Annotated in this window: 20 protein-coding genes; 1 reads left to right on the top strand and 19 read right to left on the bottom strand. The window is 33.4% G+C overall.

The genetic code is table 11. From position 1 onward, the window contains the following. Positions 1-70: 70 nt before the first annotated feature. From D7I46_RS01535 to D7I46_RS01470, 15 genes are all read right to left on the bottom strand, one after another. Positions 71-706, bottom strand: a complete 636-nt coding sequence (locus tag D7I46_RS01535; RefSeq protein ID WP_120771269.1) for a hypothetical protein — start codon at positions 704-706, stop codon at positions 71-73. Between the two features lie 190 nt (positions 707-896). Then, complete coding sequence (gene ssb, locus D7I46_RS01530; protein WP_120771268.1) at positions 897-1,355, bottom strand: single-stranded DNA-binding protein; 459 nt, start codon at positions 1,353-1,355, stop codon at positions 897-899. After that, a complete protein-coding gene (locus D7I46_RS01525) occupies positions 1,348-2,148 on the bottom strand; it encodes a hypothetical protein (RefSeq protein WP_120771267.1) in 801 nt (266 codons plus the stop codon). Before D7I46_RS01525 ends, ssb begins: the two co-directional genes overlap by 8 nt. A gap of 36 nt (positions 2,149-2,184) precedes the next feature. Continuing rightward, positions 2,185-2,517, bottom strand: coding sequence for a S24 family peptidase (locus D7I46_RS01520; protein WP_120771266.1), 333 nt, complete (start codon positions 2,515-2,517; stop codon positions 2,185-2,187). A gap of 9 nt (positions 2,518-2,526) precedes the next feature. Further along, positions 2,527-3,297: a helix-turn-helix domain-containing protein gene (locus tag D7I46_RS01515; RefSeq protein WP_120771265.1), complete on the bottom strand. Its 771-nt coding sequence runs from the start codon at positions 3,295-3,297 to the stop codon at positions 2,527-2,529. A 259-nt stretch (positions 3,298-3,556) separates the two neighbouring features. Beyond that, a complete protein-coding gene (locus D7I46_RS01510) occupies positions 3,557-3,871 on the bottom strand; it encodes an N-acetyltransferase (RefSeq protein ID WP_120771264.1) in 315 nt (104 codons plus the stop codon). Beyond that, the gene (locus D7I46_RS01505; RefSeq protein ID WP_120771263.1) at positions 3,868-4,209 is read right to left on the bottom strand and encodes a hypothetical protein; all 342 of its coding nucleotides are present in this window, start codon (positions 4,207-4,209) and stop codon (positions 3,868-3,870) included. The genes D7I46_RS01510 and D7I46_RS01505 overlap by 4 nt, the downstream gene beginning before the upstream one ends. Before the next feature lie 149 nt (positions 4,210-4,358). Continuing rightward, complete coding sequence (locus tag D7I46_RS13210; RefSeq protein WP_162930812.1) at positions 4,359-4,535, bottom strand: hypothetical protein; 177 nt, start codon at positions 4,533-4,535, stop codon at positions 4,359-4,361. Between the two features lie 324 nt (positions 4,536-4,859). Continuing rightward, entirely contained in the window at positions 4,860-5,345 is a 486-nt protein-coding gene (locus D7I46_RS01500; RefSeq protein ID WP_120771262.1) for a hypothetical protein, read from the bottom strand. A gap of 469 nt (positions 5,346-5,814) precedes the next feature. Then, the gene (locus D7I46_RS01495; RefSeq protein ID WP_120771261.1) at positions 5,815-6,099 is read right to left on the bottom strand and encodes a hypothetical protein; all 285 of its coding nucleotides are present in this window, start codon (positions 6,097-6,099) and stop codon (positions 5,815-5,817) included. 11 nt (positions 6,100-6,110) lie between these two features. After that, the gene (locus tag D7I46_RS01490; protein WP_120771260.1) at positions 6,111-7,352 is read right to left on the bottom strand and encodes a Tle-like phospholipase domain-containing protein; all 1,242 of its coding nucleotides are present in this window, start codon (positions 7,350-7,352) and stop codon (positions 6,111-6,113) included. Next, positions 7,352-7,744: a hypothetical protein gene (locus D7I46_RS01485; protein ID WP_120771259.1), complete on the bottom strand. Its 393-nt coding sequence runs from the start codon at positions 7,742-7,744 to the stop codon at positions 7,352-7,354. Before D7I46_RS01485 ends, D7I46_RS01490 begins: the two co-directional genes overlap by 1 nt. Positions 7,745-7,818: 74 nt before the next feature. After that, positions 7,819-8,184 carry a hypothetical protein gene (locus D7I46_RS01480; RefSeq protein ID WP_162930811.1) on the bottom strand — a complete coding sequence of 122 codons (366 nt, stop codon included), beginning with the start codon at positions 8,182-8,184 and terminating at the stop codon, positions 7,819-7,821. Positions 8,185-8,272: 88 nt separating this feature from the next. Then, a complete protein-coding gene (locus D7I46_RS01475) occupies positions 8,273-8,680 on the bottom strand; it encodes a hypothetical protein (RefSeq protein WP_120771257.1) in 408 nt (135 codons plus the stop codon). Positions 8,681-8,718: 38 nt separating this feature from the next. After that, a complete protein-coding gene (locus D7I46_RS01470; RefSeq protein ID WP_120771256.1) occupies positions 8,719-9,105 on the bottom strand; it encodes a hypothetical protein in 387 nt (128 codons plus the stop codon). Between the two features lie 317 nt (positions 9,106-9,422). Between D7I46_RS01470 and D7I46_RS01460 the strand changes: the two genes are divergently transcribed. Then, a complete protein-coding gene (locus D7I46_RS01460) occupies positions 9,423-10,652 on the top strand; it encodes an IS110 family RNA-guided transposase (protein ID WP_120771255.1) in 1,230 nt (409 codons plus the stop codon). Between the two features lie 484 nt (positions 10,653-11,136). Here the strand turns inward: D7I46_RS01460 and D7I46_RS01455 are convergent, their stop codons facing one another. From D7I46_RS01455 to D7I46_RS01440, 4 genes are all read right to left on the bottom strand, one after another. Then, positions 11,137-12,084: a replication-relaxation family protein gene (locus D7I46_RS01455; RefSeq protein ID WP_120771254.1), complete on the bottom strand. Its 948-nt coding sequence runs from the start codon at positions 12,082-12,084 to the stop codon at positions 11,137-11,139. 1,033 nt (positions 12,085-13,117) lie between these two features. Continuing rightward, complete coding sequence (locus tag D7I46_RS01450) at positions 13,118-13,468, bottom strand: hypothetical protein (protein ID WP_120771253.1); 351 nt, start codon at positions 13,466-13,468, stop codon at positions 13,118-13,120. 220 nt (positions 13,469-13,688) lie between these two features. Then, positions 13,689-13,970: a hypothetical protein gene (locus D7I46_RS01445; RefSeq protein ID WP_162930810.1), complete on the bottom strand. Its 282-nt coding sequence runs from the start codon at positions 13,968-13,970 to the stop codon at positions 13,689-13,691. Between the two features lie 300 nt (positions 13,971-14,270). Further along, positions 14,271-14,939 carry a class A sortase gene (locus D7I46_RS01440; RefSeq protein WP_162930809.1) on the bottom strand — a complete coding sequence of 223 codons (669 nt, stop codon included), beginning with the start codon at positions 14,937-14,939 and terminating at the stop codon, positions 14,271-14,273. Positions 14,940-15,012: the final 73 nt, after the last annotated feature.

The raw sequence follows: 15,012 nt of genomic DNA, 5'->3' as shown, positions 1-15,012 counted from the left end.
TATTATTCTCCAAATTTCTATTTATTTCATTATCTCATACAACAAACACAGCCGGGAAAATTCTCATTTCTTAAAAAAAAAAACCACTTTGAATTTGTTTGATACTAGCACTTACTGTATTTTCCAAAGTATGTTTGGTATCACGCGCACTTGACTGGACAAATACAGCTGATGGCTCTGTTATGTCTCGTATAGCTATGACACTCGTTTTGAAAAAATTTCCAAAAAGATTAGAGGAATACTTTAATTCTCTCCACTGTAAATATTGAGCATATACTGGATGAGGCACATTCACTCTTGTAGTTGCTTCCCCTATTCCTATCGTTTTTCCATCTATTGTATTACTAATATTCATTCTTACTGTTATCAGATAATTTCCCGCTGGTATAATCGTATTATCTTTTGGAACATTTGAAGGGGGTAAAAACAAACTCTCACCTTTTTTTACTTTCATAAAGTTTACATTAGAAAAATCGCATGTATAACGAACGTAGTGTTTTAACTCGTTTTTTTGAGGTTTAGCCAATGGATGAAAAGGGAAAATAGTTGATATTTCTTGAACCTTTCCACTTGTAATTTTCCTTTGTCCTAGATACATTATTAAGAACAATATTATTCCAAGTATCACAAACAAAATTAAGATTGAATACACTAAAAAAGGTTTTTGATGTTTCTTATTTTCATTTATCAGAATAAAATCTTCCATATTATCAGTCTCCTCTTCTGCATCATGAATGAACCGGTGAAGTAAATCCTATTGACCTATTCTACTCACGCGCCTTTTGAGTTTGGAAAGGTAACAACCATTCGTACTACTTTATGATTTTATTATCTCATAGTTCAAAAAAAGCTGAGAAAATTCCCAGCTCTTGTCTCTCTTGCAGATACCTCTTTTTCTAAAAAGGGAGTGCTTCATCAGGAATATTCATTGGTTCTCTATTCTCAAAGGGATTATATTTTTCGCCTACATTATCAGAACCAGAAATCATCTCAACTTGTTGTGAAATTTGCTCAGCTGCTTTGTTCTCACGTATTGCGCGTGTTTCTAGCATCTGAAAATTATCAACGACTACTTCTGTCACATAAACACGGTCTCCTGATGAATTTTCATAGCTTCGTGTTTGTATATGCCCTGTAACGGCAATTTGAGTGCCTTTTCTCGTCCAATTTGCTAAGTTTTCAGCTTGTTTGCGCCAAATCACACAATGGATAAAATCAGCTTCACGCTCCCCATTCGCATTCTTAAACGGTCGATTAACTGCTAAAGAAAAAGTCGCTACAGCTTGATTTTGAGGTGTATAATGTAATTCAATCTCTCGTGTTAATCGTCCCACAAGCACAACAGTATTAGTCATCTTTTTTATCCTTCGCTTTTTTCAAATAATCTTCAATAATTTTCATTGTACTATCGTTTTGAGCGTTAATTTCTTCCTCTAAAGTGTTCGTCTTAATTCTTTCAGCTAATTTTTCCCAACTTTTTTTAGAAGCTAAATATTGAAATATTTCTTTTTGAGTCCTCTTATCATAAACAATAACCTCTGGACCCTCTCCCGTCATCCATTCTTGAATAATGACAATATAAGCTGGGGTATCATGCCTACCAACAATCCATTCATACATTTTGAATGTTTTATAATCTTCTATTTCTTCATCTGATATTTTCGCTATTGACCTTATAAAAGTAAAGTCTTCTCTTTGAATATATCTATTTACTATTTTAGGAAGGTCTGTCGTTGTTTGCAAGAAATTAAAGTGAATACGTTCTTGTGCTCGTATTGTAAAATAAGGATATTCTGTAAAAATTAAATCGTATCTACCTATTATAGAAGGCTTATCCTTTCTATTCTTTAAATATTTTAATTCAAAAACTTCAACAAGTTCTAATATTGAGCCATTTTCAAAAAGGTATGCAAAATAAAGTCCCTGTTTCCCGTGTTCCTCATCTTGATATAATCCATTGTACCACTGATTCCTATCTGGATATTTTTCATAGAGCTTCTCATCCAACCCAGGTGGATATTCTGCACCAGTAACCATAAAACGCTCTCCAAATGCCAACGTAATTGCCCCACTATCAAAAATTTCTCGTCTCCAATCATTGAGACTTGGTTCAAAAAATTTTCTTTCTTCATTTGATAACTTTTTCATATAATTTTTACTTTTTCTTTTTTTAATTGTATAACTTTATTTATTGAATTTATAATGAATGTTAATTTTTGCCAAAACTACTAATTGTTTACCTTTATCTTCAGTAAATTCATAATATTCACTAGGATATTTTGGATTTACTCTAATAAGCATTAAACCATTCTCAGCAAAATAAATCTTGCGTATCATCTTTTTACCTTGATACTTTATAAAGTAGTATTCTCCATTTTCGAGTTCTTGACCTCTTAGAGGTTCAAGTCCTACCACTTGCTCATTTTTGATATCTGGTTCATGCTCATCGCTCGCATTTATAATCGCACTTATTTTGATATGTCTTAATTCTGTTTTTTCTTTTTCATTTTCCATCATTTATTTTCCTCAATCTTCTATCAATTCTGAGTCAATTTCTTCAAAACAATTGACTACTGGACCTAATATCCGTGCTTCTTCGCTTAGGTAGAAATCTTTATATTGTGGGTCAGGATTTAAGGAGTGACAAAGAAAACCTTCATCATCTTTGAATACCTGCTTACAATAAAGTGTCTCTTCTCCATATCCGCCTTCTGAAATAACATAAATATCTCCATTGATAGAAAAACCACCCATTATAAAAGTAACAATCGAACCATTAGAAATATCTGGTTGCATAGATTCTCCCTTTATCCTGGCAGCACCGTCGTGACGCCCGACGTATGTATCAGTATAAACTTTGTAAGTTTCTTGTGTATTAGACACACCGTTACCAAAACCAGCAGATAACTCTTCATCAGAAACTTCTACTTCATAGAGGTCTGATTTTCGATAGGTTTTAAATTCAAGAACTTGCGCAGAGTTTTTTTCTTTTGTCCTGTTGTCCACTACCAAATATCTCGTAAAGTCTGTCACAACATCTTTTTGTTCTTTTTTGAGTAGTATAAAATTATTGACTAACTCTATAACTTCTGGTGTTGCTTTAACGCTCAAAAGTAGAGTGTCTAAAGAAATATGATAAAGTCCCGATATTTTTACTAGCAACTCAAGAGTAGGGTTTGTATCTTTTTTCTCCCAAAGAGCGTATGTTCCCTGAGATATACCGAGCTTTCCTGCTACTTCTGCCTGCGTTAAATAACTACTCTCCCTGAGTCGCCTAAGTTTTGTTCCTATTTCCATAATATACACCTCACATCATTCATTATTTAATATATCAATATTATATTATCATTTATTGAAAAAATCAATAATAAACCCATCATATTTTGTAATATTGAAAAAGCACGTTTTCACGCGCCTTTATCAAAAATATAAATATTTAAATTATTCTCTAGTAGGGCTTGTCCTATGGGAATAAAGAATACAGTTTCACTTTCTATTAATTGAGACCAAGAAGTACTTTTCGGGTAAAACTCTATCTCGTGAAAATGTGTTAAATTTAAAATTTGTTTTCTTTCAACTTAACATAATCTACCTTTATGTTATTTTTATAGATATACTTATCGTTTATATGATTAAATCCATGTTTCTTATAAAAAGCTATCAGTTGATTTTCACTCAAAGTTTCTTCAAAATTTGGTTCAATCCATAAATAAATATCATAATTTGAGAATTTATCTAAAAACCAATCTAGCGCTTCACCGCCATAACCTAAATTTTGTTTTTTTGAATGAATATAATCAAGAGTAATTGAACCATCTTTATTTTTAGTATATCCAATATCCACTATATTTTTGTAAGTTAATTTAATCATTTAAACTCCTTAGAAAAGCTTCTATCAACTGTATAGCAACTTTCAATATCTTTTTCTCTCAGTGCTTTATATTCTTCTTCATCAATTTCAAGTTCATTTCCAAAAACATCAAAATATCTAACTTCCTTAAAATTTGCTGAATGAACAATCTCAGTTGTATCATCAAACATATCATGGTATTCTGCATCATCCCAAAAAGTAATGCTTGCTTTCTCAGATTTTTCATAATCAACACCTAGTGAAAATAACAGATTATCGAGGATAGCATTGTCTTCATCAATTAGTACATTAGTTTGACCCGGTAAGCCTTGCTTTGTATGAGTGATGTGAACTTTCATTTCGTTTTTCTACTTTCTTTTGTAGTCTCTAATTTTACATTCTGTTTTACTATGATTATATGATACCATTAAATGAATTTCTTCGTGTAAACATATTATTGAAAGAATTACCGTCTGTAGCAATATTAACATTAACTGAAATTCGTACTTCAATACCAATAATCATTTTTGTTAGTTTCAAGCACTTCGTCCAATTTCTGGCATAGTTTTTCAAAACCCTCGTCAGCATCTTCTCTCCCACAAGCATATGCTTCACCTAAAAACCAGAGCATTTCTTTTTTTAGCCATTTTTTAGATACTTCAATTTTATCTTTATTGTCATTCATAGCCCTAACTCCTTTTTTCTAGTAATGGCATCCATATATGCTCATCTACAAATCTGATAAATCCTTTTAATTCTGCTTCTCTTTTTCCAGTAGCCTCATCAATCATCGAAATAATTGGAGACTGTCTTATCTTGAGTTCAGAATGTGTCAATCTATTATACTCTTGCACTAATTCATCGTTACTAAGGCAAGTAGTAACTACTTCTTCAAACGTCAGGAAAAACCTCCTCTAATGTTTATTCCATCACGCGCGCGTGATACTACTCTCTAAACTTTTAGCAACGCGCTTCGCTTGGAATTTCTTTTTCTAGCATTAATGTTACCTCAACCCTTTAATTTCATAGCCCCTGCATATTCAGTGCTTGCATCAACAAAATCAATAATATCTTTTTCTGTTTTAATAGCTTTGCTAGACAAAACTTCTCGACCGGTATCCGTACTAACACGCGCTTCATATTGCGCTTTGCCATTACTCAAATAACCTACCATGAAGAAATTCACAAGACTATCATAGTAAGCCATAACAAATTCAAAACTCAGTTTATTTCGCACAACACGAAAATTATCATCATTTGGTCTGTGTTCAGATAATGTAAAACCTTCATTAAATCCAGAATACTCATTCATCTCGTCATAGAATTGCTTAGAATCAGTCCTTTTTAATCGTTCCCATTCTTCCACCAAAACAGATACGATTTCTGATTTTTCACTTTTCGTGAGCTTATTTGCATGCTTACTCTCTTTCGCTTCATATGTTCCACGTTCATAAAATTTTACCCCTTGATGTTTGATTTCTCGTTTATCTGTCATTATTATTGCCTCTCTATGAAACAATTATCTCATAAGATTAAATAGACTGGGAAACTCTCTTTATTTCTACTTTGATTCCAGATTTCACGCGTGACTTCAAAAAAATTGGTTGTATGAAACAAAATTTTATAGCAAAAAGCCGAGACTGTGCACGCGCCTCGACGACCTTTTGATTTCAAAAAACACTCTTATATTTTGAAGCTACTTTATTATTGCTTCCCTTTAGTACATTTCAAATTTAGTAGGAAATTGTGCCTGTTCTACCTCTTTTAAAATTATTTCTGTGTACTTATCAATATCTTGCTGAGATAACTTTATCTTACATCCAAGTATTCCAATTTTTTCTAAGCTATCCTTGGATGCTGAGTAGCCGTTTACTATCAGTTATCCGCTCACTTCAAATCAAGATAAGAAGAAACCGCACAAAAGTGCGGTTTAGAGCCTCTTTTTTTTGCACCCAATCACCTTTTTAGAAACCGAAACTAGTTGAACTATAAAAACTTGTATCACCTACTTCTTCTAACATTTCTTTGATTTTATCTGCAGATTTTCCCGAAGCTCCTGATGAAAAATCACTATGAATTACTTTAATCTCTGAACTCAAATTTAAATGAGCCTGCTCTAAAAATTGGTAAAATTGATTTTCTTTTTGCGAGTATTCGTGTGCTATTTTGGGAGGGAGTAATTTTTTTATATTCTCTTTCCCATGTTCATACTGCAATAAATCTGTATTCCCACCTAAATTATCAAACATTATTCCCTCTTTTATCTAAAATACTGCGACAAACTTTGGTCATTTTCTAATGTTTTAGACACTAGACTTTCCATATTTTCCGCTACTTTCAATTGTCTTTTATAAGCTCGTTTCAGTTGAGCCTGAACATCTTTAAATTCTGATGCTTCATAAGCACGATAACCTGCAATACTGTGATAAATACTTTTTGCCTCTGCATGAGACATCAAAGGACCACCAGCATTTTTACAAGATTGAATCATTTCTTGTTCTTTCGTCTGATAGTTTTTTTGAATTTTTTCTAAATCTTGAATACTATTCTCATACCAATTTAGCGCCTTTGCTCGTAGTGCTTTCGCAGTATAAGCCACTAATTCCGTTTCTAAAGCAATCTTTGCGGAACCTGACACCCCGCCACTAGCAAGAACTGTTTTCAATTCTTTAATTTTTGGTGCAACCACTTTTTTATAACTTGATTTTATTGCTTTTAGCATTTTTGGACTAAAAATAGGCGCTCCGCTTTGGTCTTTTACATTCCCATCACTATCAAAACGATAAGAATCTAAATTATGACGTCCCAAAATACTATTATCCCCAAACACTCCTGCAGCCAACCATGTTCCATAAGCTTTAGCATTAGACAGCATGGGCACTAAATCATCTGAATGTACAAAATTTAATAATAAATCCTTACCAGCACCACTTGCCCAAAGTTTTTCTTCTGCTGTTAATTGTGAACTGACTCCAGCCGTTGAAAAAGTAACTGACGAGAGATGATAAGCTGCTGCCACTTTTTGGGCTAAAGCCCCACCTAAAGAATGTCCTGTCGTACTGACAACTTTGACATCTGGCATTTTTGATACTTCTTGATAAAATTTCTGTGCACTAGAAAACTGTGAATCTCCATGAACACTTGAATTTAATCCTGTCCGTACTCCAAATTCTTTTGAACCAAAAAAGACATTATTAGCATCAGTATTTATATCTTTTGCATCTTTATTATTCGTTCCAGCATAGGCAATAATCGTATGAGAAAAATCTACTTTTACCCCATCAATTGTTTTTGTGATTGGGGCAACTGCCATACCTTGAAAGCCATTTTTATCATAACCTTCGCTATTTTTAGGGTCATTACTATCTACTGTTTTGAGGACCAAATATTTCTGACCACTTACGGTAATAGAATCTCCTTTTCTTTTTGGAGGATTTTCTTTACTGACATCAACTTTATAGACTAAATTATCTAATTGTGAATATTGTTTCGGTGTAGTCATTATAATTTCCCACTTTCTCCAGATAAATAATATACATTTATTTTACTAGTTGTTGAACCCAATTGAGTTTCTAAAAAATTATCTCCATCAACCGTGCTATAAGATGATACATCTCCCAAATCTAAATCAGCTTTATACTTTTTATCATCAGTATTTGTTATTTCAACGATAAAAAATATACTTCCAGGACTTGCTTCCCCTATTTGTTCAATTTTTAAATCTTTTATATTCTTAAACATACTTTTAGCTTGCAAAGCAATTTTCTTTTCTTGCATCATTTCTTTAGCTTCCTTTTGATTATCCATATATTTTTTTCCCTCAACACCACCAATTATTCCAAACATCACAACAATAATTAACCCAATAATAACCCATCTTTTATTTTTTCTCATGAAAACCTCATGCTTTCTATGGTTACTCATATTTTACCAATGCGTTTTCTTATAATTACATTTATTTTACATATTTATCGTTGATTTTTCAAGTCGTAATTAATAAAATCAGATTTTAGCGATAAAAAACGCCCATCAAAAGACAGGCATTTAAAACCATTTTCAATATAATATCCCGAATCGCCAATCGTCCATGAATTACCTTTGATAATCTTCCCATTATTTTCAATCACATCAAAACCAATTTGTTTTACTCCAGGCGCTCCCTCATGTAAATCCGTTATCTTAATTTCCTTTATATTTTCAAAGTTATTTTTTACCTCAATAGCACCTTTTTTCTGCATTTCAATATTAGGCTCTTGATTCATCTGTACGTACTTTATCCATATATATATTTTCCCTCCAATACCAATTATCAATGCAATAATAATTAACCCCAAAATCAATCTTTTTTTTCATGATAACCTCATATCTTTATTTTCCAAATTAAACCTTTTACAGCTTCCCACGCGCGTGATAGACTAAAAATCATTTTCGCAATAAAACTAAATATTCATCAATTACAGCATCTAATTTTTGAAGGATATCATCTGCCGTTTTTAACTCTTGCCAGTGTTGCTTTAATTTCTGCTCAATATCATTGCGGACGTCTAAAAGCTCTGGTTTTATGGCTTGGACTTGTTGAATATTTTCATCCCAACTTGCTTTTTGCCAATCCTCTAATTCTGATAAATCAAGAGAATTGATAAAAGAAATATTTTTATCTAAAAAATCTATGGTTTCCGCGTTTTGGGTAAACCTATTACGTTGATACAATAAACCATCAATCTTACTCTGTATTCCTATTTTCTTTTGGCAGACATCAACTTTATTCGCTTGAAGACTTTTAAGCATATCCTCAATAATTTTTTTGTACTCTTCTCTCGTTATTTCCATAAACTATTTTTCTCCTTGTACACCATTATCAGACATTGTCACATCAGTTTATCAGACCTTTTTAGATTATGCAGGTAAAAAATTCCAGCAATAATAGCAAAAACTCCTCCTAACCAGCCCAACCTTCCTATAAGCCCAATAGCTCCTCCTATTATCAATAAAATATAGCTTGCATTATTAAAAGCTTGCATTCCTTTATGGTATTTTCTGGATATAATTCCCAATACAATCAAAGATATTTTTATTACAGTAACAATGACAGCTCCCCCAATAACCACTACTGAAAGCACATCATCGCTTGGCATTGAATAATTGTTTGTTTTTCTATAAAGAAGAACTTTAAAAATAATGGAGGCTAAAAATAGAAAAGCTCCCCCAACTATACCTATGATGCCGTTGGCTTTCGTAAGTTTTCTTCTTTTCATACTTATAATCATTCCTTTCCGCTTCGCTCCAAGGCACAACACGAGATGAAAACGTGCTGTTTTTATGCGAAGTTTTTTATTCTATTTTTTGTTATCCTGTTCTTGGAGAACTCTGCTTACACTACAAATCACGGGGAGGTGATTAGGTGTGAAGTTTCACTTTTCAACCCTGCATTCTTATAGGTGTAGCTTAGCTTTACAAGAACAACTAAATGTGACTGAGAGCACGTAAACTTATGTTTGAATAAACGACTCGTTTGTAGAAAGCTTCGCAGTCCCTGAGCAGACATTCTCTAATTTTTATGAGGAGGTTTCTCATGGCGTTAAAAATTGTGTATCCCATTTGTTGTGGGATTGACGTTCATAAAACCTTCGTTGTGGCTGTGATTGCTCACACTAATGACGAAGGAATTACTGAGTATATCCGTCGCCGATTTTCAACCTTTACCAACAATCTTAAAGAACTTAAACAGTGGCTTGAATACTATTCTTGCTTTGATGTTTGTATGGAATCTACAGGCAAATACTGGATTCCAATTTACAATGTCCTTGAAGATTCTTGTAATATCTGTCTCGCTCATCCCAAGTATGTCAAAGCCATACGAGGAAAGAAAACAGATAAGAAAGATGCTCAATGGATTGCGGACTTATACAAACATGACCTCGTCTCTGGAAGTTTTATTCCACCTCTTAAAATTAGACAACTTCGTGATTTGTTTCGCTATCGCATGAAACTTACTCAGCTTCAGACTTCTGAGAAAAATCGCTATCAGAACTGTCTGACTTGGTCAAACATTCAGATTGCAAGTGTCGTTTCTGATGTTTTCGGAAAAAGTGCTCAGAATATTATCACGAGCATCCTTGACAATCCTGAATCACTTGAACTTGAAGCACTCATGGATAGAAGAATGAAAGCAACTGTTGAAGAATTAACCCTAGCAACTGACTGTGATATTACACCTGAACAAGCCAATAAACTCAGAGTGATTAAAGCGCACTTTGATGCCATTACCTTTTGTAAGAACAATCTTGAGCAGCTCATCACGGAATTGGGACAAGAATATGAGGAACAACAGAAGTTGATTCAAACCGTACCTGGTTTTCAGAAACCTTTGACTGCACTTAGAATCTTGTCTGAAATTGGAGTGGATATGTCACAATTTCCAACCGCTGGAAAACTTTGTTCGTGGGCTGGTGTCGTCCCTGCCAACAACGAGAGTGCGGGTAAGAAGTTCTCTACACGCATTTCTAAAGGGGGACATTACCTCAAGCCTTTGCTGGTCGAAGTTGCTAATGCAGTCGTTCGTTCCGAAAAGAATCCTGAACTCAGAAATAAATATCTCCAACTCAAGAAACGTAGAGGTCACAAGAAGGCGATTATGGCGATTTGTCATCGATTACTTGTTGCGGTTTATCACGTCCTCAAGAAGAATGAGGTCTATAATCCTGAGCTTTATCAACGAATAGAGTACGTTACTCCAGATAAGACGATTACACTTCAAGAAGCTGCTAGATATGCTCAGAGTCACGGCTTTAAAGTAATCTAATTTTTTGAGGTTACTCAAATTAAGTTTTTTGTGCGCTCTTTTTTACTCCAGTTGTGGAATTTGACGATTAGCTTCTTTTTTCAAACTTCTCCTAATAACTTTACTTTCCATGTGATTGTATTAGAATCATATCTCATGCGCGTGAGAAAAGTATTTTTTTACTTCCCCTCATGTTAAGGAACATTCTCTAATCTCATTCTTATTTTACCACCATGCTTCAATATTTACAATATGTAATTTTACAGAAAATAAGAAATTAACTATCAAAAAAAATAAAGCTATCATCTTAAAAAAATAAAAGCAGACTTCTCAACGCTTGGTATAATGATTGGGTAATCGGTTAAGAAATAAAGTTATGAGAGAAGAAAAGAATATTCTTCTGAATGATGAGCGAGTGATATGAAAATATCATTCGTTTTTTATTGAAGAAGGGTGAAGAAAAAGACACTTCTTTCGATGGGTGTCTTTCTATAATTTGAAGAAATTATTCAAAAAAATATTTGCTTGCTTGACTTTTCTTCTGATTAAGGCTTTCTATATTCTGACTATTTAAACTCTCGCTCTGCTTTTGAAGATTTTTAAAATTATCACCAAAAGCCATTGTAAATTCACGATGAAAATAATCAGGGAAAGATTTTCCTTTAAATAAAGACTCCAAGTATTGTATAGCCTCTCTATAAGTGAATAAATAAAGTTCAAAGTTTTCTTGCTTACTTATCTCTCCAACCAGAGGCAAGCCATTTAGTGCCTTAATTTTCTTTACAGCAGAAACAAAATTTTCCATACGATGAAATGGGGGACTCTTTCTTTTCCTTTGAAATCCTTTAACAATTGTAGTTTCATCTGTAAAAACAATAATTAACTTGTGCTTTTTATTTGGTTGTTGTTTAGCTACGTAAAGATATCTAGGTATTTTAGACAACAACGCTGCTCTCTCCTCTGTTAGATTATCATATTCAAGGTAAGAAAAAAAGTCCCCCTTACAAAGAATAGCGTCTGGTATTATAATATCCTTAGTATCTGTTTTTATCCGTGGTAATACTAAAGAATCAAAATATGGAGAATAAAATGAAACAAGTACATTTTTTAAAGCTTCATTATGAAAATTGATAGTGTGAGATGGACTTTTTACTGGGAATGCATCTCGAAAAAAGGCAGGCAATATATTGTTCAACACATCTCTAGTTGTTCCAGAAAAAAATTGTTTGATTTTTTCTTGTCTTATGTGATACTGAGCACCACGTTTTCTACCTTCTGCTATTTTTCGTTTTATTATCCCCTCACTTTCTAATTTTTTTAATAAACCTGACGGCATTTTAGTTTTTGACCCCGATGCGTTTTTCCATAGTTGATTTATTTGCGCATAGGAAAGCCATGTAAACGGATATAACAATTTAATAAAATCAAGATGAAGCTCTTGTTCAAATACCATATAAATTCCTCCTTAGATACCTCTTATCATCTCACAACTTATTGCTTTATGAATTAACTTCTCCGCATTCTCCTTTTGAATAAATAATCATTTTTATTACCTTCCGTGCTTTCGTTGCACCTACCAAACCTAACCCAATTTTTCTACTAAAAGTTACGATGTAGAAAAGGTGCTCAAAAGTCGCACCTACACTCTATGTACAAGACATTCTTCTTACTAAATTAAGAGTGGTTATTAAGAGTCACATCCTTTACTCTTTTTCACTCTTAATATCCTTATAAATCGCTCAACCACACGGAAAAGTTAATTATACATTTTATTGATAATAAGATTGATTAATTTTTCACAAGCATTCACTCTTATTGCAGGCTAAAATCGCTTAACAGAGCGAAAGTCAAAATAAGAGTACTCTTAACATTGACAGAAATCGCTTAACAAAGCCATTCATCTTTTTAAAAATTTATATAAAATATCCCTTCTTTTTATTTTAAAAGCACAAAAATTTCATTTTATTGTGCTACTGATACTTCTCACTCTTAACGTCCTTATAAATCGCTCAACAGAGGGAAAGCAAAATAAGAGTGACTCTTAACACCATGATAAATGGCTCAATACAGCGTTTTCTATACTTCTTTCACGACTTTCCACTCTTATCAAGGTAAGAAATGGCTTAATACAGCCAAAGCCAAAATAAGAGTACTCTTAATGCTATTAAAAATCCTATAACAAAGCCTTTTCTTATTTTCAAAATTTGCTTAAATTATCTCGTATTTTATTCAAAAAGCTCAAAAGTTTTAGTTTCAAAAGCAATCAAGTATTTTCACTCTTAAAGGCGGTATAAATCGCTCAACAAAGCGAAGTCCAAAATAAGAGTACTCTTAAAGCCAAGAAAAAAGGCTCAACAGAGCCATTCATCATTTAAAATAAATAAAAAGAATGAGTGCATAATTATGCAAAAATATAATTTTATGCACTCTTGGGACTCCTTCTATTTTCTACTCTTAACAGCACTCAAAATCGCTTAACTCTGGGATTATTTGGCTAATCCTGCAAAAGGATTTGTGATATTATTCTCAATATCAACAACCTCTTCTTCGTGCTTTTCAGTCATTGTTGAGGTTGAAATAGCACTTTTTTTCTTAGTTTTTGTCTGATTTTCAGCCTTCTCTGAGGGCTTCATTTCTTGATTTTGTAACTTATTCTCTGTGTTTGGAGTAAAAATAGCACTATTCCAGCCTAGAGTAAGAGGACTTTCCCCTGTATTTACGGTTTTATTGGCAATCAACTCTAAAAACGTTTGAATTGTCATGCCCTCTTTGTTTAAAATCGAAGAAAAAGATTTCATGACTTCTTCTTCAAGTGAAATTGTAAGGCGTTTACGCATCCTATTCTCCTATTCGTTGATACAATTTGTCGAAGTCTGCTACATTTTGTATCATTTTAAGACAAATTGCAACAGTTCCCAATACCTATTCTAGCACAAATTGTCGTAATTTGCGATAATCTGTATCAATATATCTCAAATTGATACAAATTGCGACATGGATAAAGGAAATTTATTCAATCAAGAACACAAAAAAAATATCCATTTAGGATATTTAGATTTAGTGATGGGTTACTGTTAATTGGTAGCCTTCCGCTTCGTATTCTGCTTTCAATTTATCAAGTTGAGAGGCAATAGTTGTACTTGGCTGTGTCACTTGTACAGAAGATTGTTTTGTCACGCTCACAGTATATCCCTTTGCTTCATACTCTTTTGTCAGTTGATTGATTTCTGCATCCTCTTTTGCTTTATTTGCATCTTCTGATTGAGTTGTTGAAACGTGTTGTTGAGGAACAGATTGTATAGTCTGTTCTTGCGGTTGAGCAGAACGCACGCTGTACACTAGAAACGGAGGGAGCCCTCACTTGTTCAGGAGAGTGAGAAACGCTTGTTGTCGGCTTCTCCTTGGTTTTAGGAACTTTGGGATTACTTTTGGTTTTATCAGGTAAGGTGTGCTGTGAGGTAGAGGGAGCTGAAATATCTTTTTTGATGCCTTGCGGATAGAAATAATGAAAAGTAGCTACTCCACCTCCGCCAATAATCAATACCAACATGACTAAAATACCCGTCAACATCTTAGAATTTTTCTTACTTTTCTTCTTTGAAGCATCTGTTCTACGTTCCTGCATAATACTATTCCTTTCTATTTCCACCATTGTGTGTATTGAGCTGTAAAGAGCTTTGCGTTCTTGTTATTAAATGGCATCGCTTTGATAAATTTTCCTTGTACAATAATTCGATATCGGTCATCACTATAACAGGTCACAAGTGTGATTTCTTGCTTTCCTTTAACATCCTGAATAACATTGCCTTGACTTGGAAGCAAGATTTTTACGCTTGTTGTTTTATACTCATACACCTTTATTTTGTCTGTCAGATAAACTTTCTGACCTGCCTTAGCATTTTGTAGAGGACTAAATAAAAGTCCATCAGCGGAATGTCCATAGACATTGGAAACATGATGACTAGCGAGAGCATAATTACCTTGTCCCATCACTTGGTTCGGTTTCATTGTACCAGCGCCGTATAACATCGTCGCATCTCCATCACCGTTTAAGATAGGTAGACTAATCTTTAAATCTGGGTAAGATACTGCGCCAATCACAGGATAGTTATGATTTTCCATTTGAGCTTTTGCTGCATCAAGAAAATTCACGGTCTTGACATTGCTGCTATCAAAATTACCCTTCTTTTGATTCGCTTTGAGTTGGTCTTTTGAAAGACTTTGTAACGCATACTTCTGTTGAAAGTGATTGACAAACCAATGAGTCAGTGGGACTTGAAAGGTCAAAACCAATCCAATTAATACCAATAGCGACACACTCAGTCGCACCACTATTTTCTTTGTCTTTGATTTCTTTTTTACTAAGGAGTAATTTTTCTTT

The sequence above is a fragment of the Lactococcus allomyrinae genome (assembly GCF_003627095.1).
Lineage (GTDB): Bacteria > Bacillota > Bacilli > Lactobacillales > Streptococcaceae > Lactococcus > Lactococcus allomyrinae.
Note: the sequence above shows the minus strand (reverse complement) of the source record. Positions and strands in the feature narration are given on the sequence as shown.